This is a genomic window from Bordetella genomosp. 9, from assembly GCF_002261425.1.
In the GTDB taxonomy this organism is placed as follows: domain Bacteria; phylum Pseudomonadota; class Gammaproteobacteria; order Burkholderiales; family Burkholderiaceae_B; genus Bordetella_C.
In genome coordinates, this window is the sequence record NZ_NEVJ01000003.1 from 1,549,293 (window position 1) to 1,570,028 (window position 20,736).

Sequence of the window (20,736 nt, forward strand, 5' to 3'; positions counted from 1 at the left end):
CGAACCGCCCTGCGTGAGAATGGATGTAGGCTTATTCGATCTGCTTTATCGCGCCGTGCGAAGATAACGGCGAAATTTCAGATTGGAGCGACATCATGAAAATCCATCCCCGTTGTTTCAGCAGCCATCTGTACGCCTTGGCATTTGCTGGAATCACGCTGATGACAATGACGACGGCAGCCCAGGCGGAACCGCACGTCTGTCCTGGCGGCGCGGGAAATGGTGAAGTTTTTCTCGGTATGGATCCAGGTGGACCGGGGGTTGCCCCTGCACCTCTTTGTGATTGGGCCAGCCAAGGACCGGCTGCGACACCCAAACCGCGGCGCGATCCCGAATACTGGGGAGACCCCAATCGCAAAACGGATCTGCCAAAAGGTTGGACCGCCTCCGTGGAAGGGATCGATAAACCTGTGCTTGGTGTTGCCAAGGGCAAGGCGAGCCGCGCTGAGGCGATCAAGGCCGCGATGGAAGACTGTCGACGACAAGGAGCCACTCGTTGTGAGCTTCTGGCCGCAACCAACCCCGACGAGTAGGCGCATGAATAGGCACAGGGATTGACCACGCCCATCCGCCCAAAAGAAAAAACCGCCGGCAAGGGCGGTTTTAACTACTGGATTCTCTAACTAGATTTGGCTCCCCGAGCTGGGCTCGAACCAGCGACCTGCGGATTAACAGTCCGTCGCTCTACCGACTGAGCTATCGGGGATCTGTTAGAGAAGCGAGACTATAGCACGATTTTTTTTGGGTGTGCAAATCGCGCTTCACTACTGAAGAAGCGGAGCCATCGGTCGCCGGCTCCACTTCGTTCGCCGTCACGCGCGCGGTGTGTCGCGCTTGACTTTGATGAACAGCAGCACGAGGATCGCGGCGCACAGCTCCATCAACCCGACGCTATACAGGCCGGACGCCAGGCTGCCGGTCCTGTCCTTCAGCCAACCCATCAGGTAAGGCGCGGCAAAGCCCGCCAGGTTGCCGACGGAGTTGATGAGGGCGATGCCGCCCGCCGCGGCGGTGCCGGTCAGGAAGGCCGCGGGCAAGGACCAGAAGACCGGGAAGGCCGCCAGGATGCCGATGGCGGCGAACGACAGCGCATACAGCGCGGTCACCGGGCTGCCCAGGAAGTAGCCGGTCGCGGCCAGGCCCGCCGCCGCCACGACGCTGGCCACCACGCTGTGCATGCGGCGCTCGCCGGTGCGATCGGAATGGATGCCGTTCAGGACCATGGCGATGGTGCCCAGGATGAACGGAATCGCCGACACCAGGCCGATCTGGAAGTTGCCCTGCACGCCCAGTTCCTTGATGATGGACGGCGTCCAGAATGCGATGGTCGCGTTGCCGCTGACGATGCAGAAGTAGATCAGCGCGCACAACCACACGCGGCCATTGAAGGCGTCGCGCAGCGACGAATGCTTGGCGGGATCGCGGCTTTCCTGCTCGAGTTCGCGCGTCACGAGGGTACGCTCCCTGTCGTTCAGCCACTTGGCGTTGACAGGCTTTTCCGGCAACCACGCGAGCACGGCGAAACCGGCCAGCACCGAGGGGATGCCCTCGATCACGAACAGCCATTGCCAGTTCGCCAGGCCTTCGACGCCCGACATCACGCTCATCACGAAGCCGGCGATCGGGCCGCCCACCACGCCGGCGATGGCGAAGGACGTCATGAAGTAGCCATTGATGCGCGCGCGCCGATCGGCGGGAAACCAGTAGGTCAGGTACAGCACGACGCCGGGGAAGAAACCGGCTTCGAATACGCCCAGCAGGAAGCGCAGCACGTAGAACTGCGTCGGGGTCTTGACGAAGATCATCGCCATGGAGGCCAGGCCCCACAGGATGGTGATGCGCGCCAGCGTGCGGCGTGCGCCGATCTTTTCCAGCAGCAGGTTGCTGGGCACTTCGAACAGGAAGTAGCCGATGAAGAAGATGCCCGCGCCCAGTCCGTAGACGGTTTCGCTGAATTGCAGGTCCTGCAGCATCTGCAGCTTGGCGAAGCCGATATTGACGCGATCGATCCACGCCAGCACGAACAGGAATACCAGGAAAGGAATCAGGCGTACGGCGATCTTGCGATAGGCAAGCGCGCGTTCGGCCGGGAATGGCGCGCTGGCTGCTCCACCCGGCGCCGGGGTAACGGTGGACGACATGGGTATGCTCCGTAGATAAAGGAGATAAAAGCCCCGCCCCGCGGCGGGGGGTTTTGAATCAAATCAGATTGGCCGGCCAGGTGTGGCCAACCAGGCGCGGACGGCCGAGCGCGCCCCCAAGGGACGAACTAGGCGGCCAACGCCGGCTCGATCGCGCCCGCCACTTGCAGCACCCGCGCATCCGCGCCGCGCAGGCCGCAGACCGCCAGGCCGATGCCGGGCTGCCCGGTCGGCAGCGACACCCCGCAGCCGTCCAGGAAATTGATCACGCTGGTATTGCGCAACACGAGGCCATTGACGGAAAAGAAAGCCTCGTCGGCCTGCAGATCGTCGACGCGCGGGGGCAGCACCGCGACCGTCGGCATCAGCCACGCATCGGCGTCGCGCAGGCGGTCGGCCGCCGCCGCCATCACCCGCGCGCGCTCGTCGATCAGCGTGATGTAATCCGCCGCCGACTGCTTTTCTCCACGACGGATGCGCATGGCGACGCGCTGGTCATACACCTCGCCCCGGGTGGACAGCAATTCACGATGCCAATGCCAGGCCTCGGCCGCCGTGAAGCCGCCACCGCCGTTGATCGACGGGATATCCTTCAACTCCGGAAAATCGAAGGGCACGATCTGCGCGCCCAGGCCGGCCAACCTGGCCACCGCTGCGTCGAACGCCGAGGCCACGGCGGCATCGACGCCGTCGAAAACGAAATCGCGCGTGACGTACAGGCGCAGCCCCTTGATCGAGGCCGGCCGGGCGTCCAAGGCCTCGCCGCTCAGGATGCGGTCCATGATGGCGCAGCAATCGACCGTGCGCGCCAGCGGCCCCGCCGAATCCAGCGTGCGCGAGAGCGGCACCCCGCCCTGCAACGACACGCGATGCGACGTCGGCTTGAAACCGGTGAGACCGCAGAATGCCGCCGGGATGCGAATGGAGCCGCCGGTGTCCGTACCCAAGGTGGCCACCGCCATGCCCTTGGCGACGCTCACGGCGCCGCCGGACGTGGAGCCGCCAGCCACGCGCGCTTCATCGTGCGGTGCGCGCGGGGTACCGTAGTGCGGATTCAGGCCGAGCCCGGAAAAGGCGAACTCGCTCATATTGGTGCGGCCCAGCAGCACCGCGCCCGCGGCCCGCAGGCGCGCGACGGCGGCGGCATCCTGCGTGGCGGGCGCGGCCCCCGCCAGCGCGCGCGAGCCCGCCGACGTCACCTGGCCCCGCACATCGAACAAGTCCTTGATCGAGACGGGCAGGCCCGCGATGGGCGACGGCACGTTGCCGGCGCGGCGCGCGGCATCGCTGGCGCGCGCCGCCTGCAGCGCTGATTCCGCATCCACGTGCAGATAGGCCGCCCCGCCCGCCTGACGGTATGACTCGATAAGCGCCAGCGACTGCTCGACGAGCTTTTCGCTGGTGATGCGGCCGGCCTGGAGATCGGCCTGCAACTGCCTGATGGGCTTGATGGTCTGCATCATGGAGTCCTTTCCGGCACGGCCGGCTCAGTCGGTGACGGGCAGCACGCGCACGCGATACGCGTGGCGCAGCGTACGGTTCAACACGGGATCGTGCAGTTCCATCTCGAACTGTTCGCCATAGCCCAGCTGGCCTATCACCGTCTGCGTGCCGCAGTACATGGCGGTGCCGACCGGCAGGCCCTGCTCGCCGGCATATTTCTCGGCCAGCTCGCGCGGATCGCGCAGGCTGGTCATCGGGCCTTCCTGGTACAGGGCGCGCTGGCCGTCGCGCACGCGCCAGGTGCGGGAAACCAGCTGGTCCCAATGGCCGGCGACTTCATCGAAGCGCCACAGCTCGCGGCTGACCGGTTTCGCGCACATCTGCTTGGACACCGTGACGTCGTAGGCCTCGACCTTGCGGTCGGTGTGATCCGATCCGATGCCGACCAGCAGGCCGTCCTCGGTGGAGAACAGCACCGCTTCGACTTCGCCCGACGAATCCGCGCGCGGCACTTCGATTTCCTCGTCGGTGGTCAGCAGCGCGGCGGCCAAGGGGTAATAGCAAGGGACGGTGGAAGGCGGCTTGACGCCGATTTCCTGCAGTTCGCGGATATGGTGCTGCACCGCCGCCTCGTCGCGGCCTGCCCAGCCCGCGATCACCAGGCGGTCGATCAGGACGGTGCGGTCGCCCAATCCGGCGACCTGGAAATTCAATTGCGGCATGGCGTTAAACCTCTAGTGATACTGCGGCCATCACGTCATGGCGGCCGGCTCAAATGGAACGGATGATGTTCTTGCGGAATTCGTCGATGTGGTCGCGGATGGCTTCGCGGGCGGCGGGGATGTCGCGACGCTCCAGCGCATCCAGCACGGCCATGTGCTCCTGGTAGACATTGGCCAGGTGCACGGGATCCTGCAAGGAAAGAAACCAGAAGCGCGCCTGCTTTTCGTGCAGCCCGCGAAGCAGTTCGGCCAGCACGCGATTGCGCGAGGCGGCCGAGATGGCGTTGTGGAACTTCAGGTCCAATTGCATCAGGCCATTGATATCGCGGTGCTCCAGCAAGGCTGCCGAGCGTTCGACGATGTCGCGCATGGCCTGGATGTCGCTGCCGTGCGCGCGCTCCGCGGCCAGGGTGACGCACAGCAGTTCATTGGTCAGGCGGACTTCGATCATGTCCAGCACTTCGTTCAAGGACAGCGGCGCCACCAGGACACCCTTGCGCGGCAGGATGGATACCAGCCCGTCGCTCTCCAGGCGATGCAAGGCCTGGTGCACGGGGGTGCGTCCCAGGCCCAGCAGCGCGCCGACCTGGGATTCGTTGATCGCCTCCCCCGGCCGGAATTCGCAGGAAATGATGCGCCGCTTGATCTCGGCATAGGCGAGCTCGCGTAGGGCCGCGCCGGACGATGGGCGGCTCCCATCGGAACCGTGCGTCGCACCGTCCTGGGCTGAGATCGAAGGGGTCGTGCTGGCCATAGTGATATCGAAGTAAAGCGCAAGTGATAATACTCTGATATATCACAGCGACCCTATCAGGGATTACCCGACAACGCCCCATCCCCGCTCACGCCGGCTCATGCCGCTGGCTGGCCCTGATGCTTCCCTTGTATCCAGAATTTCTGATATGATCTTGGTCTTTTCCGGGACAGCCAGCCCCGGGAGCGCAAGACAAAAGGCCGGCATAGCTCAGTTGGTAGAGCAGCGCATTCGTAATGCGAAGGTCGTAGGTTCGACTCCTATTGCCGGCACCAGAATAAAAAAGGCCAACCCCACGGGTTGGCCTTTTTGCTTGGTGCGCCAGGTCGTTCGGCCGATCCTGCCACCGCCCGGATCACGGTTCACGCCCCCTTCTTCCTGATCACGCTGATCGAGCCGTCCGGCTCGAGATAAGCCAGCTTCACCTGCGCCACGTCTTCGACGCCCTTCTGCCGCAGTTCGCTTTCCAGATCCTCGACCGTGATGCTTTCGCGCCGCATGGTGCGCATCTGCACCTGGCCGTCGCGGACCAGGCATAACTTGCCGGGCTGCAGGAAGGGACGCGTGGCAGGCCATGTATATGCGACCCGATCGATAAAGACGCTCCAGAACACGATGGTGGCGACCAGCAGCATCCCGTCCGGCACCGACTTGTATTCGCCCGCCATGGCGTTCTGGGCGGCGTCGGCGATCAGGACGACGACGAGCAGATCCGCGATGCCCAGCGATCCGACGTCGCGGCGGCCGGCGATGCGCAGCAGCGTGAAGATGAACCAGTACGTCATGGTGCCGCGGATGACGATCTCCACCGGCGACATGCTGAACTTGATGATGTTGTCCCACTGTACGTCCATGGGCGGCCTCCTTCCACGATGCGGAAACAGCCCATCCGTAAGCAACCGGCGCGCCCGGGTCGACCCGCTCTTCTTGGGTCCGCCAGTTGCTTTGCCCGCACCGGGAGGACGACATCATGAACGCCATCGAGCGCGTCGCCATCTTCATGCGCGACAACCATCTGACGCTGGTGACGGCGGAATCGTGCACCGCCGGCCTGATTGCCAGCACGCTTGCCGACATCCCCGGCGCGGGAGCCCTGCTGGATTGCGCCTTCGTCGTGTATTCGCCCGACGCCAAGCGGCGCTGTGTGGGGGTCTCGCAGCACACCCTGGATACGCACAATTTGACCAGCGAGGCCGTGGCCCGGGAGATGGCGCTGGGCGCCGCCGCGCGCAGCCCCGCCAATGTGGCGATCGCCAACACCGGCCTGGCCGATGGCAGCGATGGCGACGTACCGGCGGGAACGCAGTGCTACGCCTGGATATTCAAGGCCAGCCCGGCGGACGCCAATCCGGCCGTCATCACGGAGACGCATCGCTTCGAAGGCGGCCGTCACCAGATCCGCAAGGCCGCGGCAGTTTTCGCGCTGGAAAGAATGGCGGCGCTGTACCGGGAATGGCGCCGCGACGGCAGATAGGCACAGCGCGCCCAACGTACTCATCTGTCTCTTTCGAAGCGGCCCGCATCGCCGGCGGCCTCCCGGCGGGCATAACAGTTGCAGCCGCGCAGCCCGTTTCCACGGAGATCGCATGAACCCCAACCCCGTCGATCCGGCGTCGCGCCGGCAGGTCTTGAAGGCGATCACGGTAGGACTGCCGGCCGCCGCGCTGACAGGCCGGATACAGCCAGCCCAGGCCCAGGATCAAGCCCAGGCCGCCAGCACTGCCGCGCATGCCGCCAGCAATCCTACATGGCGCTTCTTCAACACGGACGAGGCTGCCTTGATGGACGCCATCGTGGCGCGCCTGATCCCCGCGGATGAACTCGGGCCCGGCGCGCGTGAAGCGGGCGTGACAGTGTTCATGGACCAGCAACTCGCGGGCGCCTGGGGCGCCGGCGAACAGTTCTACCAGTCCGGCCCCTTCGCCGCCGGCACGCCACAGCAGGGCTACCAACTCTCGTATACGCCCGCCCAGATGTTTCGCACCGGGCTCGCCCGCTTCGCCCAGGCGGTCGCGCAGCGCCAGGGCGGCAAGGCCTTCGCCGACCTGGAACCGGCCGCGCAGGACGAGATGCTCAGGAACATGGAAACCGGCAAGCTCGATTTCTCGCCGCTGCCGTCCGCGGTCTTCTTCGCCGCATTGATGGACGCGACCGTCGAAGGTTTCTTCGGCGATCCCATACACGGCGGCAATCGCGACATGGTGGGATGGAAGCTGGTCCAGTTTCCCGGCGCCTACGCCAGCTATGCGAACGACATCGAGCGGCACGGCGTCGCCTTCGTACGCGAACCGGTGTCCATCGCCAACAGCCCGATGCACGACATGCGGGTGGAAGGCAGGCCTGCCGGGGAGGCCGCATGACACGCACACTACCCGCGGTCGATGTCGCCATCGTCGGCGGCGGCTGGACCGGATCCATCATCGGCAAGGAGCTGGCGGCCAACGGCCAGAAGGTCGTCGTGCTGGAGCGCGGCCAGCCGCGCTGGCCTTCGCCCGATTTCCAGGGCCCCATGGTGCACGACGAAATCAAATACGTGCGGCGCCATGCCCTGCACCAGAACGCCGCCACCGAAACCTACACCTTCCGCAACAACATCAACCAGACCGCGCTGCCCATGCGCCGCTGGGCCTTCGCCTACCCCGGCACGCACCTGGGCGGCGCGGGCAATCACTGGTCCGGCGCCTATTATCGTTTCGACGAGGTCGAATTCAAGCTGCGGTCGCACTACACGCAGAAGTACGGCGCCAGGATCTTCGACGAAGACATTACCGCGCAGGATTGGCCGGTCACGTACGAAGAACTCGAACCCTATTACGATCGTTTCGACCGGCTGATCGGCGCCTCCGGCTTCGCCGGCAACCTGAAGGGGCAGAAGCAGGAAGGGGGCAATCCTTTCGAACCCTGGCGATCCAACCCCTACCCCAACCCGCCGATGAAAGTGCCTTACGCCCCCGCCCTGTTCGGCGAGGCGGCGCGCAAGCTGGGATACCACCCCTACGTGCAGCCATCGGCGCTCTGCACGCGGCCTTACGTGAATACCGAAGGCCTGCACATGAATGCCTGCGTGTACTGCGGCTTCTGCTCGAACTACGGCTGCGAACATTTCGCCAAGGCCTCGCCACAGGTCTGCGTGCTGCCGGTGGCGATGAAGCTGGACACGTTCGAGATACGCACGGGAACGCATGTGCTGCGCGTGGAGCTGGACAAGGACAGGAAACGCGCGACCGGGGTGACCTATGTCGACGAAGCGGGCGAGGAAGTCTTCCAGCCGGCCGAACTGGTGTTCCTGTGCGCGTTCAGCATCAACAACGTGCGCCTGCTGCTGCTGTCCAATATCGGCAAGCCTTATGACCCGCAGGCCAACGAAGGCGTGGTGGGACGCAACTATACGCACCAGACCACCTCGGGCGTGGGCCTGTTCTTCGATGAGCGGACGCCCATCAATCCCTTCATGGGCGCCGGCGCCGTGGCGGTGACCATGGACGACTTCTGTACCGACAACTTCGACCACGGGCCGCAGGGATTCGTGGGCGGGGCCTACATCCAGATCCAGGTGGTCAGCGGCACGCCGATCAGCAACCACCCGGTGCCATCGGGGACGCCGACCTGGGGCAGCGAATGGAAGAAGACGGTCAAGCGCTACTACAACCATGCGATCCCCATCACCATCACGGGATCGGCGCAACCGACGCGCGGCAGCTATCTGGACCTGGACCCCACATACAAGGACGCCTGGGGACAACCGCTGCTGCGCATCACCTACGATTTTCCGGACAACGATATCCGCATGTCGCGCTTCGTGACGGCAAAAGGCGACGAGATCGGCAAGGCCATGCGCGGGGTGATCCATACCGAACCAGCGCCGCGCACGCGCCCGTACTCTTCCGCCAGCTATCAGTCCACCCACCTGACCGGCGGCGCGGCGATAGGCGACGACCCGCGGACCAGCGTGGTGAATCGCTACGGCCAATGCTGGGATGTTCCCAACGTCTTCGTCACGGGGGCCGCCCTGTTCCCGCAGAACTCCTGCTACAACCCGACGGGCACGGTGGGCGCCACGGCGTACTGGATGGTTGACGCCATCAAGCGTGATTACCTCAAATTTCCCGGCCCGCTGGTGAAGATATGAATCGCAACCTGGCGGCTCTCCTGAAAGGCGCCACGACGGTGGGCGGCTCGTTCGTCGGGCTCGTCGCGATCGTATCGGGACTTTTTCATCTTCCCGAGCATCGCGGAAAACCGCCGGCGCCACCCGCGGGCGGGGTGGCTGGGTCATCGGCGCCCGCACCTGTGACGCCGCCGCAAGCCTCGGCGCCCGGCGCGCCCGGACAGCAGGCCGCCGCGCCCGGGACCGCGGGCGGTACGGCGCAGGCGCCGCGTACGCCGCCGCGCACGGCGACCGAGTTCTCGTTTCCGCAGGCCCGCTGGGAACAACTGCTCGCGCAGAATGCCGACACGCCCATCGATGCCTCGCTGGCCAATTCTGGCAAGCCGTCGGCCGGCGTGGCGGCCTGCGCTTCATGCCACGGCGCGCAGGGCGTGCCCGCGGCCGGGACGCCTTTTCCCACCCTGGCCGGCGCCCCGCCCGCCTACGTTGCCAAGCAACTGCTCGACTATAGGGACGGGACCCGCCAGCATCCCATCATGACGGGCATTGCCAAAGGCCTGGACGACAAGGACATCGCGGCCGTGGCGCACTACTACGGCAGCCTGCCGCCGCCGGCGATCAAGGCGCCGGCGGCGAATCCACAGGACCGCGGGCAGCGGCTGCACGGCTTCGGCGACAACGGCCTGGCATTGGCGGCGTGCGCGAACTGCCACGGCGCCAACGGCGAAGGCGAAGCGCCCATGCTGCCGCGCCTGGCCGGGCAGCCCGAAGCCTATGTCACCGGGCAGCTCGACGCTTTCCGCAACGGGCAGCGCGCGAACGATGACTTGGGGACGATGCGCGACATCGCCAAACGCCTGAGCGCGGAGGACTCGGCCGCGCTCGCCAGGTATTACGCGGGCATGCGGGCGCAGTAGGATTTCGGGTCAATGGCCGGGCCGGGTATCGGCGCCGCGATGGCCCGGCCCCTTGTCGCTGTTCGCCGCGCTGCCTTTGGCGCTCTGGCTGTCGCCGACGGCCCCCTTGACCGAGGAGTCCTGCGCACCGCCGCTGCTGTTGCCGCTCCGAGGCTGGGTATCGTTGCCGTGATGCCCCTGCATGTCGTTGGCGTCGCCGCGTGACTGGCCCGTGCCGGCACGCGATTTTGACGTGGAGGCCGAGTCACGGCCTTGGCCCTGGCCGTCGCCCGGCCCCGCCGCGCTCGAGCCCGCGGGATTGGTGGCGCCGGATTCGGGGTGCTTGAACTGCCCGCCCGCCGCCCCCCCCGTCTGCGCGCCGGAGCCCTGCGTGGCTTGTGCGACCCATCGAGGCGTTTCATGCGCCTGCGCGGCGCACAGCGCCACGCCCACCAGCACCAGGCCGGAGACCCAGCCCGCGGCATGGCACCGCCGCTTGCGCGCACCGCCGTGCGCGCCGTCCATCATGATGCGTATCGTCATCTCGCTCTCCTTCATGCGCCCTGCTCGGATTTCACGCCACCGGCGCCAGTTCGACCTTCATCCAGCCCGGCTGCCGCGTATCGAAAGCCTTGTAGGCGTCCAGCACGGACGACAGCGGCTCACGCTTGGTCAGGATCGCCGAGGGATCGATGCGGCCCGAGCGCACCAGCTCGATCAGGATGGGAACGTATTTGCGATGGTTGCAGTTGCCCATCCGGATCGTCAGGTTCTTGTTCATCGCCATACCGATGGGAAAGATGTTGTCGTTCGGCGGATAGACCCCGATGATGGCCAGGGTGCCAGCCTTGGCCAGCGCCTGGACCGCCCAGTTCAGGGCCTGGGCCGGCGCGTCGCCGGGTACCCAGTTGCCGTCGTGCGGATGCGCATGTGGCGCGATCTCGCGCGACTGGGCTTCCATCGCCGCGTTCTGTTCGGGCTGCGACGCCGGTCCTTCGTGCGCATGCACCGCATCCACGCCAACGGCATCGATGGCCCGATCGACGCCGATGCCGCCGGTCAGGCGCTTGATGGTCTCGACCGGATCTTCCGCATTGAAATCGATGGTCTCGGCGCCCTGCGCCCGCGCCATGGCCAGCCGGTCCGGCACGGCATCGATGGCGAATATGCGGCCCGCGTGCATCAGCTTGGCCGACGCGATGGCGAACTGCCCGACCGGACCGCAGCCGAAGACCGCGACGGTGCGCCCGGGCTCGATGTCGGCCAGGTCGGCGCCGAAGTATCCCGTGGGGAAGATGTCGGAGATCATGATCGCCTGGTCGTTATCGATCTCGTCCGGCAGCTTGACCAGGTTCACATGCGCATAGGGAATACGGGCCTTCTCGGCCTGCAGGCCATTGAAGCCGCCGGCCTGGTCGGGACCGCCATAGAACGCCGTGCCCGCCGACTTGCCATGCGGATTCGCGTTGTCGCACTGGGCGTAATAGCCGGCCCGGCAGTATGAACAGTAGCCGCATGCGATGGTGGACGGAATGACGACGCGCTCGCCGACCTGCAGATTGCGCACGCCAGGGCCGAGTTGCTCGACCACGCCCACGCCCTCGTGCCCGAGGATCGTCCCGGGCTTCACGCCTTCCATCGTGCCGCGGATGAAATGCAGGTCGGTGCCGCAGATCGCGCTGGCCACGATACGCACGATGGCGTCGGTCTCTTCGCGCAGTTGGGGATCGGGTACGTCTTCCAGGCGGATGTCGCCTATGGCATGGAACACGACGGCTTTCATGTGAAGCTCCTTCGAAGGGGATGGCCACCGGGCCGAGGATCGGCACCTGGCGTCGGGCACGTGGCATCCGTGCGATGCGCGCACGCCGCGCGCCACCGCGCGTTGCTGAGCAACCGGAAATGGACTTGCAGGGGTGCAGCAAGCGGCATGCGCGGCATACGACGTGCTGAAGCACACCAGCGTCGGCGCCGAGGCCCCGCCGCCCCGCGCCAACCCTTGCACGCTTGGGCATCGAACACCAACCGCCACCGGGATTGCCATGGACACGAATATGCACGACCCCGCGGATGCGGCGCTGCGCATCCTCATGTACTTCATCATGCCGCTATGGATCGCGGCGGGCACCGCCGACTACCTCTGCCATCGGCGGACCCACATCGCGCGCACGGCCGGCCCGAAGGAGTCGCTGCTGCACCTGCTGATGTTCGCCGAAATCGGCATCCCCCTGCTGGCCTGCCTGTTCCTGGAAATCAATGCGCTGGTATTCCTGGTGATGATCGTGGCATTCATCGCGCACGAGGCGACCGCGCTATGGGACGTAAGCTATGCCTCCAGCCGGCGCCGCGTCGGCCCGTTCGAACAGCATGTGCATAGCTTCCTGGAACTGCTGCCCCTGGCCGCGGGTATGCTGGTCGCCGTCCTGCACTGGCCGCAGTTCCTGGCGCTGTTCGGGATGGGGCAGGAACCGGCACGCTGGGACCTGCGCCTGAAAGCGCGCGCGCTGCCCACGGCATACGTGGCCTTCGTCCTGCTGGCCGCCGTCGTGCTGGAATTGCTGCCCTATGCGGAAGAACTGCTGCGCGGGCTGAGAGCGCGCAGGGCCGGCCTGGGTTCGCCTTCCAACGCGTGGCCGCGCGGCAACGGATGACCCGTCCAGGCGACGCGCGGGAATGTATTCATATAAATCATATATATAATATGGCGCAGAGGGCAGGCAGCCCCCTGCGCGGGCGCCTACAATTCCGCGCGATCATCCTGGAAGCACTATGAATCATCAGCCGTCGTCGGCCGTACCGTTGGGCAGTCCGCTTTACGAGCAGATCAAGCAGGCCATCCTTGGCGCCCTGGCCCATGGGGAATGGAAGCAGGGCGAAGCCATACCGCCCGAAAAAGTGCTGGCCGAGCGGTTCGGCGTGTCCATAGGCACGTTGCGCAAGGCGGTCGACGAACTGGCGGCCGAGAACATCCTGATCCGCCATCAGGGCCGCGGCACCTACGTCGCCGTGCACACGCGCAATTCGCACTTCTTCAAGTTCTTCCGCATCGTGCGGCAGGATGGCGACAAATCCTATCCCACGACCGAGCTGATGCGCTTCCGCCGCACGCGGGCGTCCGCCCTGGCCCGCGAAAAGCTGGGCCTGCCGTCGGGCAGCCACGTGTTCGAGTTCAACAACGTGCTGTCGCTGCACGGCGACGTGGTGATGGTGGATGAAGTCAGCCTGCCGGAAAACCTTTTCCCCGGCATGACCGAACGCCACCTGCGCGAACGCCCGAGCACCTTGTATAGTCTGTACCAGGACATGTTCGGCGTGAACGTCATCGCAACCGACGAACGCCTGCGCACCTGCCGCGCCAGCGCCACCCACGCGCCCTGGCTGGGCGTGCCGGAAGGCGAACCCCTGCTGCAGATCCGCCGCGTGGCCTATTCCTATCACCGCCAGCCGGTGGAATGGCGTGTTTCCCATGTGAATACCGAAGCCTACGAATACCTGGGGCAGGAGTACACGGGCGGCGCCTGACCGGCGGCACGCCAGCCTGGGACGTCGTCATGGATATCGGATTTATCGGTTTGGGCAATATGGGCCGCGCGATCGCGGCCAACCTGATCAAGGGCGGCCACGCCCTGACCGTGTGGAACAGATCGCCGCAGGCCGCGGCGCCGCTGCGCGAACTGGGCGCGCGCATTGCCGACGATCCGTCGCAGGCCTGCGATGCCGATGTCGTCTTCAGCATGCTGGCCGACGACCAGGCGGTCGCCCAGGTGTTCCTGGACGGCGGCGCGCTATCGCGCATGCGCAAGGGATCGGTGCACGTCAACATGGCGACCATCTCGATTCCCGCTGCCCGGCGGCTGGCCGATGCCCATGCCGCGCAGGGTGTCGGCTACGTCGCCGCGCCGGTAATGGGCCGCCCCGACGCCGCGGCCGCCGCCAAGCTGACCCTGCTGGTGGCCGGCGCGCCGGATGCGGTACGCATCGCCGAACCCCTGTTCGGCCTGGTCGGGCACAAGACGGTCATGCTGGGCGACGCGCCTGACAAGGCCAACGCCATGAAGCTGACGGTGAACTTCATCCTGACCAGCGCGGTGGAAGCGCTGGCGGAAGGCACCGCGCTCGCCAAGGCATACGGCATCGAGACCGGCACGGTGGTGGATCTGCTGACCAGCACCATCCTGCCCGGGCCGCTGCATACCGGTTATGGCGCGCTGATGACCAAGGGCAGCTATGAACCCGCCAGTTTCCGCGCCCGCCTGGGGCTGAAGGACGTGCTGCTGGCCCAGGAGGCGGCGCGCGAAGCGGGGGCCGCCCTGCCGCTGTCGGAAGTCGTGGCCGCGAGCATGCGCGAGGCCGTCGACCAGGGCCTGGGCGACCATGACCTGGCGGTACTGGGACAAGTGGCGCTGAACCGCATCAAGCGGTGAGCGCGCGCGTTGTCGCGCGCGTCATTGTGGGCGTCGTTGTGGGCGTTCCCGTGGGCCTTGCTGCGTGCCTTGTTGGGCGCCTTACTGCGCGCCCAGCTTCCTGATCAGGACGTCCAGCGCGGCGCTTTCCTCGTCGTTCAGGTCGGTCAGCGGCGCGCGCACGGGACCGGCATCCCGGCCGACCAGGCGGGCGCCCGCCTTGACGATGCTGACCGCATAGCCCGCGCGGCGGTTGCGGATTTCCAGATACGGCAGGAAGAACTCGTCCAGCAGCTTGCCCACGGTGGCCTCGTCGTCGCTGGCGATGGCGCGATAGAACTGCATCGCCGTCTTGGGAATGAAGTTGAAGACGGCCGACGAATACACCGGCACGCCCAGGGCCTTGTAGGCCGCGGCATAGACCTCGGCGGTCGGCAGGCCGCCCAGATAGGCGAAACGGTCGCCCATGGCGCGGCGCACGCGCACCATGTTCTCGATATCGCCTACGCCGTCCTTGAAGCCGATCAGGTTGGGGCAGCGGTCGGCGACGCGGCGCAGGTGGTCCGGCCCCAGCCGTGAGTTCGCGCGGTTGTAGACGATCACGCCTATCTTCAAGGACTTGCAAACCTGCTCCACGTGTGCGGCGATACCGTCGGCGCTGGCTTCGGTCAGGTAATGGGGCATCAGCAGGATGCCCTTGGCCCCCAGGCGTTCGGCTTCCTGTGCATAGGCGATCGCGGTGCGCGTGGGGCCGCCAGCCCCGGCCAGGATGGGCACCTTGCCCGCGCAGGTGTCGACCGCGGTTCGGATGACGTCGGCGTACTCCGCCGGCGCCAGCGAGAAGTATTCGCCCGTGCCACCCGCCGCGAACAGCGCGCTGGCGCCGTAAGGCGCCAGCCATTCCAGGCGTTCGATATAGGTCTTGGGACGGAAATCGCCCTGCTCGTCGAAATCCGTGATGGGAAACGACAGCAGGCCCTGCGAAATGATTTGCTTGAGTTCTAGCGGCGTGGTCATGGATGCGCGTACCGGGACAGTTGGCGGGCAAGGAGTGGTTATACGTTATCGTACAACACCGACACCGTAGCGGTAAACCCGTTTATGTCGCGGCACTTGTTCCCGGCAAACGTGTACTTGGCTGACAAGTTAGGCGGGCTCGTTGTACGATGACAAACATGCGCCATGCATGACCGCCCTCATTCGAACCGCCATGTCCGAGCCTCGCGTTTCCCCAGATCCCCTTGCGCCTCTCTATATCCGTATCCATGACGACGACAACGTCGCCATCGTGGTCAACGACGGCGGCCTGCAGGCGGGCAGCGCCTTCGACGATGGACTCGTCCTGCGCGAGGCGGTGCCGCAGGGCCACAAGGTCGCGCTGCGCGACCTGGCCGAAGGTGACGCCATCGTCCGCTATGGCGTGATCATCGGCTACGCGGCGCGCGCCCTGCCCCGCGGCAGCTGGGTGAACGAACGCGTCACCACCCTGCCCGCCCCGCCCGCGCTGGACGCACTGCCCGTCTCCACGCGCGTGCCGCCCGCGGCCGAGCCGCTGGAAGGCTATACCTTCATGGGATATCGCAATGCGGACGGCTCCGTCGGCACCCGCAATATCCTGGCCATCACCACCACCGTGCAGTGCGTCTCCGGCGTGGTCGAGCATGCCGTCAGGCGCATACGCGCCGAACTGCTGCCGCGCTATCCGAACGTGGATGACGTGGTCGGGCTGGAGCACACCTATGGCTGCGGCGTGGCCATCGACGCGCCCGATGCCATCATTCCGATCCGCACGCTGCGCAATATCGCCCTCAACCCGAATTTCGGCGGCACCGCGATGATGGTCAGCCTGGGTTGTGAAAAGCTGCAGCCCGACCGGCTGATGCCGCCGGGCAGCATTCCGATCGCGGGCGGCGGCAATCGCGTCGATACCGTCACGCTGCAGGATGACGCCCACGTCGGCTTCGAATCCATGGTGGCGTCCATCATGAGCACCGCCGAGCGGCATCTGGCGATACTGGATGCGCGGCGGCGGGTCGAATGCCCGGTGTCGGACCTGGTCGTGGGTGTGCAATGCGGCGGCAGCGATGCGTTTTCCGGCATCACCGCGAATCCGGCCGTGGGCTATGCGAGCGATCTGCTGATACGTGCCGGCGCCACCGTCATGTTCTCGGAAAATACCGAGGTGCGCGACGGCATCGCGCAGTTGACGGCGCGCGCCGCCACGCCGGAAGTCGCGCAGGCCTTGATCCGCGAAATGGCCTGGTACGACGCCTACCTGGCGCGCGGCAATGCGGATCGCAGCGCCAATACCTCCCCCGGCAACAAGAAAGGCGGGCTGTCGAACATCGTGGAGAAAGCCATGGGATCGATCGCCAAGTCCGGACGCTCGGCGATTTCCGGCGTGCTGGCGCCGGGCGAAAAGCTGGCGACCCGCGGCCTGGTTTACACGGCCACGCCCGCCAGCGACTTCATCTGCGGCACGCTGCAACTGGCGGCGGGCATGAACCTGCACGTGTTCACGACGGGACGCGGCACGCCTTACGGCTTGGCCGAGGTTCCGGTCATCAAGGTGGCCACGCGCAACGACCTGGCGCGGCGCTGGCATGACCTGATGGACGTGAACGCCGGCCGCATCGCGACCGGCGAAGCGACGATCGCCGACATCGGCTGGGAACTCTTCAACACGATGCTGGACGTGGCCAGCGGCCGCAGGAAAAGCCGCGCGGAAGCGCTGCGGCTGCACAATGCGCTGGCCTTGTTCAATCCGGCGCCAGTGACCTGACGCGGGCGGGCCGCCCCTGGCGTCCGCGGCCTGCCCGTGGCTTGGTGCCGGCCAGCCTAGGCGGCGTCGGGTTGCGCGTCCGGCGCGGCTTGCGTGAAAGCCGGCAGCGCCAGGCAGGCGGCATCGATGCGCACGATGGTAGGCATGGCGGAAAGGTCGCAATCCAGCCGGCGCGCATTGAAGACCTGCGGCACCAGGCAGGCATCGGCCAGCGTGGGCGTATCGCCGTGGCAGAAGGCGCCGGTGTCGGGCGAGTCCGCCAGCATGCGCTCCAGCGCCAGCAGGCCGCTTTCCACCCAGTGCCGATACCAGGCGTCGCGCGCTTCGTCCGGCAGGTCGAGGTCGCGCTTGAGATAGCGCAGCACGCGCAGATTGTTCAGCGGATGGATGTCGCAGGCGATGCCCTGGGCCAGCGCGCGCACCCGCGCGCGGGCGACGGGCGTGTCCGGCAGCAGCGCCGGCTGGGGATGGGTTTCATCCAGGTATTCGATGATGGCCATCGACTGCGTCAGCACCGCGTCGCCATCGACCAGCGTCGGCACCAGCGCCTGCGGATTCAGCCGCGTGTATTCCGGCTTGAGCTGCTGCCCGCCATCCTTGATCAGATGCACCGGGATGTATTCATACGGCAATCCCTTCAGGTTCAGCGCGATGCGCACGCGATAGGCGGCCGAACTGCGGAAGTAGCTGTATAGCTGCATGCGGTCTCCTGGTGTCGATGTGCTTCAACCCGCCGGCGGCGACGGCGGGGCCGCGTCGGCGGTCTTGCGGGACAAACCCTTGGGCAACGGGAAGGCGACGTTCTCTTCCAGCCCCGGCATGGTCCTGACCGACACCGCGCCCAATTCCCTGACGCGGTCGATCACCTGGCGCACCAGCACTTCCGGCGCCGACGCCCCGGCGGTGATGCCGATGCGCTCGCGCCCGCGCAGCCAGGCCGGATCGATGCCGTCGGCGCCGTCGACCAGATAGGCCGTGACGCCCTTGCGCTCCGCGACTTCACGCAGCCGGTTGGAATTCGAGCTGTTGGGGCTGCCCACCACCAGCACCAGATCGCACTCGGGCGCCAGCACCTTGACGGCATCCTGGCGATTCTGCGTCGCGTAGCAGATATCGCTCTTGCGCGGCTCGACGATGGAGGGAAAGCGCGCCTTGAGCGCGGCGGCCACGGCCGCCGCGTCGTCCACCGACAGGGTGGTCTGCGTGACGAAGGCCAGCTGTTCGGGATCGGTCACGCGCAGGGCCTGCACGTCCTCGACCGTTTCGACCAGGTACATGCCGTCGCCCGACTGGCCCAGCGTGCCTTCGACTTCGGGATGGCCCTTGTGGCCGATCATGATGATCTCGCGTCCCGCGGCCCGCATGCGGGCGACCTCGACGTGCACCTTGGTGACCAGCGGGCACGTCGCATCGAAAACCTGCAGGCCGCGCCGCTCGGCTTCGGCCCGCACGGCCTTGGACACGCCATGCGCGGAAAACACCACGATGGCGCCGGGCGGCGCGTCGTCGAGCTCGTCGATGAAGACGGCGCCCTTGCGCCGCAGGTCTTCGACCACGTAGCGGTTATGGACGATTTCGTGCCGCACATGGATTGGCGCGCCATGCAGTTCCAGCGCCCGTTCGACGATGTCGATGGCGCGATCGACGCCGGCACAGAAGCCGCGCGGCTGCGCCAGCAGGACTTCGGCCCGCGGCGCGGTGACGGGATCGACGGTGCCGCTCATCACAGGACTCCCAGGATCTGGACATCCAGCCGCAGGGCCGTGCCTGCCAACGGATGATTGAAATCGAACAGCGCGCCGTCGTCGTCCAGCGACTTCAGCACGCCTGAGTAGCGGCCGCCATTGGGCGCCTGGAACTCGACCAGGTCGCCCGGCTCGAAGGTGGTGTCGGCGCCGGCGTGTTCGGCCAGCATGGCGCGGCTGACGCGCTGGATCAGTTCGGGGTTGCGATCGCCGTAGGCCTGCGCGGGCGGCAGCGTCACGCTGAACTCGCTGCCTTCGGGCTGGTCCAGCAGCGCGGCTTCCATGCCGGGCGCCCACTGGCCCATGCCCAGCTGCAGCGTGGCCGGGCGGCCGGTGAAGGTATCCGCGAAGACCGAGCCTTCGCCCGGCCCGGAGGCAAGGACGATGCGGTAATGCAGGGTCAGGTAGGAATCCGGGCGGACAAAAACGTTCGTGCTGGGCGTAGCGGTGCTCAAGATATGCCACCGTAATGGGGTGAATCCGCCATTTTAGTCTTAGCGCGCCAGCCCGCCGCGCCAGGAGCCCATCCATGCCTGCTTCCAAGCCTTCCGTTCCCGACGCCGAACGCCCCCGTGAACGCCTGCTGCGCCACGGCGCCGCCGTGCTGACCGACGCCGAACTGCTGGCGATCGTGCTGCGCACCGGCACGCCGGGCCAGCCGGTGGTCGCGCTGGCGCACGAAATCCTCACCCATTTCGACGGGCTGCGCGGCCTGTTCGGGGCCAGCGCCGACGCGCTGGTACGGATCCGCGGACTGGGTCTGGCCAAGACCTGCCAATTGCAGAGCGTGCTGGAGCTGGCGCGCCGGGCCATGCGCGAAGAACTCACGGAAGGCTGCGCGCTGGACCAGCCCGGGCGCGTCAAGCAATACTGCGTGGCGATGCTCGGACACCACGAAGTCGAGCATTGCATCGCCCTCTACCTGGACAACCGCCTGCGCCTGATCGCGACCGGCGAGGTGGCGCGCGGCACCCTGGCGCAGGCTTCGGTGTATCCGCGCGAGGTCGTACGCGACGCGCTGCGGCACCATGCCGCAGCGCTGATCCTGGCGCACAACCATCCTTCCGGACTGGCGGTTCCCAGCGATGCCGACGAACGTCTGACGCGCCATCTCCGGCAGGCGCTGGCGCTGGTCGACGTCCGGCTGCTGGATCACCTGATCGTCGCCGGCGGCGCCGCGCTGTCGATGGCCGAACAGGGACGGATGTAGCCGCCAGGGCGAGGCGGCGCCGGCTTCTTGCGGATTTGCCGGAATCCGGGCTAGAATGCCGAGTTCTCTCTGGATACGTGGTGGATGCTCGGGCTGGATCCCGACAAAGACCGATCGCTGATCCCGGATCTTGGTATGGCCGATCATCCTGGACGACCGATCCGACTACACCCACCGGCGACCCGCACTCTCAGGAAATAGCCATGAAACAGAATACCCATCCCGAATACCGCGAAGTGGTATTCATGGACGTCCAGACCGGCGACAAGTTCGTCATCGGCTCGACCGTCACGACCCGCGAAACCATCGACGTGGACGGCAAGACCTACCCGCTGTTCAAGTGCGACGTGTCGTCCAAGTCGCACCCCTTCTATACCGGCGCGCAGACCCGCATCGTCGAAACCGGCCGCGTTGAAAAATTCCGCGCCCGTTTCGCCCGCACCACCGGCGCCGCCAAGACCGCCGGCTGATCCGTTCGGACCCTTCGGACCGTCCGGCGCGTCCGGCGCATTCGGCGCATTCGGCGCGTACG

General features: G+C 66.4%; 22 protein-coding genes and 2 tRNA genes. 12 read left to right on the forward strand and 12 right to left on the reverse strand.

The genetic code is table 11. The annotated features are described in order from the left end of the window. Positions 1–95 precede the first annotated feature (95 nt). Positions 96–533, forward strand: a complete 438-nt coding sequence (locus CAL26_RS28145) for a DUF4189 domain-containing protein (RefSeq protein WP_143277452.1) — start codon at positions 96–98, stop codon at positions 531–533. A gap of 97 nt (positions 534–630) precedes the next feature. Here the strand turns inward: CAL26_RS28145 and CAL26_RS18155 are convergent. From CAL26_RS18155 to CAL26_RS18175, 5 genes are all read right to left on the reverse strand, one after another. Beyond that, positions 631–706, reverse strand: a tRNA-Asn gene (locus CAL26_RS18155). Positions 707–812: 106 nt separating this feature from the next. Then, positions 813–2,141: an MFS transporter gene (locus CAL26_RS18160; RefSeq protein ID WP_094848202.1), complete on the reverse strand. Its 1,329-nt coding sequence runs from the start codon at positions 2,139–2,141 to the stop codon at positions 813–815. Positions 2,142–2,269: 128 nt separating this feature from the next. Beyond that, positions 2,270–3,601, reverse strand: coding sequence for an amidase (locus tag CAL26_RS18165; protein WP_094849952.1), 1,332 nt, complete (start codon positions 3,599–3,601; stop codon positions 2,270–2,272). Between the two features lie 27 nt (positions 3,602–3,628). Continuing rightward, positions 3,629–4,306 (reverse strand): DUF2848 domain-containing protein, encoded by a 678-nt coding sequence (locus tag CAL26_RS18170; protein ID WP_094848203.1) that lies wholly within the window; start codon positions 4,304–4,306, stop codon positions 3,629–3,631. 49 nt (positions 4,307–4,355) lie between these two features. Next, entirely contained in the window at positions 4,356–5,060 is a 705-nt protein-coding gene (locus CAL26_RS18175; protein ID WP_094848204.1) for a GntR family transcriptional regulator, read from the reverse strand. A gap of 199 nt (positions 5,061–5,259) precedes the next feature. Between CAL26_RS18175 and CAL26_RS18180 the strand changes: the two genes are divergently transcribed. Next, positions 5,260–5,335: transfer RNA gene (locus tag CAL26_RS18180), tRNA-Thr, on the forward strand. Between the two features lie 87 nt (positions 5,336–5,422). Here CAL26_RS18180 and CAL26_RS18185 read toward each other — a convergent pair. Continuing rightward, the gene (locus CAL26_RS18185) at positions 5,423–5,914 is read right to left on the reverse strand and encodes a DUF421 domain-containing protein (RefSeq protein ID WP_094848205.1); all 492 of its coding nucleotides are present in this window, start codon (positions 5,912–5,914) and stop codon (positions 5,423–5,425) included. A 116-nt stretch (positions 5,915–6,030) separates the two neighbouring features. On the opposite strand from CAL26_RS18185, the gene CAL26_RS18190 reads away from it, so the two are divergent. The 4 genes from CAL26_RS18190 to CAL26_RS18205 all read left to right on the forward strand — a co-directional run bounded on the left by CAL26_RS18190 (position 6,031) and on the right by CAL26_RS18205 (position 10,085). After that, complete coding sequence (locus tag CAL26_RS18190; RefSeq protein ID WP_094848206.1) at positions 6,031–6,534, forward strand: CinA family protein; 504 nt, start codon at positions 6,031–6,033, stop codon at positions 6,532–6,534. Positions 6,535–6,646: 112 nt separating this feature from the next. After that, positions 6,647–7,420, forward strand: a complete 774-nt coding sequence (locus CAL26_RS18195; protein WP_094848207.1) for a gluconate 2-dehydrogenase subunit 3 family protein — start codon at positions 6,647–6,649, stop codon at positions 7,418–7,420. After that, complete coding sequence (locus tag CAL26_RS18200; protein ID WP_094848208.1) at positions 7,417–9,189, forward strand: GMC family oxidoreductase; 1,773 nt, start codon at positions 7,417–7,419, stop codon at positions 9,187–9,189. Before CAL26_RS18195 ends, CAL26_RS18200 begins: the two co-directional genes overlap by 4 nt. Continuing rightward, positions 9,186–10,085 carry a c-type cytochrome gene (locus CAL26_RS18205; protein WP_094848209.1) on the forward strand — a complete coding sequence of 300 codons (900 nt, stop codon included), beginning with the start codon at positions 9,186–9,188 and terminating at the stop codon, positions 10,083–10,085. The genes CAL26_RS18200 and CAL26_RS18205 overlap by 4 nt, the downstream gene beginning before the upstream one ends. 9 nt (positions 10,086–10,094) lie before the next feature. Here the strand turns inward: CAL26_RS18205 and CAL26_RS18210 are convergent, their stop codons facing one another. Together CAL26_RS18210 and CAL26_RS18215 are read right to left on the reverse strand one after the other, a co-directional pair. Further along, positions 10,095–10,607, reverse strand: coding sequence for a hypothetical protein (locus tag CAL26_RS18210; RefSeq protein ID WP_094848210.1), 513 nt, complete (start codon positions 10,605–10,607; stop codon positions 10,095–10,097). A 31-nt stretch (positions 10,608–10,638) separates the two neighbouring features. After that, entirely contained in the window at positions 10,639–11,847 is a 1,209-nt protein-coding gene (locus CAL26_RS18215) for a zinc-dependent alcohol dehydrogenase (RefSeq protein WP_094848211.1), read from the reverse strand. Positions 11,848–12,118: 271 nt separating this feature from the next. Here CAL26_RS18215 and CAL26_RS18220 point away from each other — a divergent pair, with 271 nt between their 5' ends. The 3 genes from CAL26_RS18220 to CAL26_RS18230 all read left to right on the forward strand — a co-directional run bounded on the left by CAL26_RS18220 (position 12,119) and on the right by CAL26_RS18230 (position 14,488). After that, on the forward strand, positions 12,119–12,715 hold the full coding sequence (locus CAL26_RS18220; protein WP_094849953.1) for a diguanylate cyclase: 597 nt from the start codon (positions 12,119–12,121) through the stop codon (positions 12,713–12,715). A gap of 118 nt (positions 12,716–12,833) precedes the next feature. Further along, the gene (locus CAL26_RS18225) at positions 12,834–13,586 is read left to right on the forward strand and encodes a GntR family transcriptional regulator (protein WP_094848212.1); all 753 of its coding nucleotides are present in this window, start codon (positions 12,834–12,836) and stop codon (positions 13,584–13,586) included. Positions 13,587–13,615: 29 nt separating this feature from the next. Next, positions 13,616–14,488, forward strand: a complete 873-nt coding sequence (locus tag CAL26_RS18230) for an NAD(P)-dependent oxidoreductase (protein WP_094848213.1) — start codon at positions 13,616–13,618, stop codon at positions 14,486–14,488. A gap of 81 nt (positions 14,489–14,569) precedes the next feature. Here CAL26_RS18230 and kdgD read toward each other — a convergent pair whose 3' ends face one another. Beyond that, a complete protein-coding gene (kdgD, locus tag CAL26_RS18235; protein WP_094848214.1) occupies positions 14,570–15,484 on the reverse strand; it encodes a 5-dehydro-4-deoxyglucarate dehydratase in 915 nt (304 codons plus the stop codon). A gap of 193 nt (positions 15,485–15,677) precedes the next feature. Here kdgD and garD point away from each other — a divergent pair, with 193 nt between their 5' ends. Continuing rightward, positions 15,678–17,249, forward strand: a complete 1,572-nt coding sequence (garD, locus tag CAL26_RS18240; RefSeq protein WP_094848215.1) for a galactarate dehydratase — start codon at positions 15,678–15,680, stop codon at positions 17,247–17,249. Positions 17,250–17,305: 56 nt separating this feature from the next. On the opposite strand, the gene maiA is transcribed toward garD, so the two are convergent. From maiA to CAL26_RS18255, 3 genes are read right to left on the reverse strand one after another with little or no spacing between them, the layout of a single operon-like run. Then, positions 17,306–17,950, reverse strand: coding sequence for a maleylacetoacetate isomerase (gene maiA / locus CAL26_RS18245; RefSeq protein ID WP_094848216.1), 645 nt, complete (start codon positions 17,948–17,950; stop codon positions 17,306–17,308). A gap of 24 nt (positions 17,951–17,974) precedes the next feature. Beyond that, on the reverse strand, positions 17,975–18,973 hold the full coding sequence (ispH, locus tag CAL26_RS18250) for a 4-hydroxy-3-methylbut-2-enyl diphosphate reductase (protein ID WP_094848217.1): 999 nt from the start codon (positions 18,971–18,973) through the stop codon (positions 17,975–17,977). Beyond that, the gene (locus CAL26_RS18255) at positions 18,973–19,449 is read right to left on the reverse strand and encodes an FKBP-type peptidyl-prolyl cis-trans isomerase (RefSeq protein ID WP_094848218.1); all 477 of its coding nucleotides are present in this window, start codon (positions 19,447–19,449) and stop codon (positions 18,973–18,975) included. The genes ispH and CAL26_RS18255 overlap by 1 nt, the downstream gene beginning before the upstream one ends. Positions 19,450–19,523: 74 nt before the next feature. Between CAL26_RS18255 and radC the strand changes: the two genes are divergently transcribed. Together radC and CAL26_RS18265 are read left to right on the forward strand one after the other, a co-directional pair. Further along, entirely contained in the window at positions 19,524–20,204 is a 681-nt protein-coding gene (gene radC / locus CAL26_RS18260; RefSeq protein WP_094848219.1) for a RadC family protein, read from the forward strand. A gap of 203 nt (positions 20,205–20,407) precedes the next feature. Next, the gene (locus tag CAL26_RS18265) at positions 20,408–20,674 is read left to right on the forward strand and encodes a type B 50S ribosomal protein L31 (protein WP_094848220.1); all 267 of its coding nucleotides are present in this window, start codon (positions 20,408–20,410) and stop codon (positions 20,672–20,674) included. The last annotated feature ends 62 nt before the right edge of the window (positions 20,675–20,736 follow it).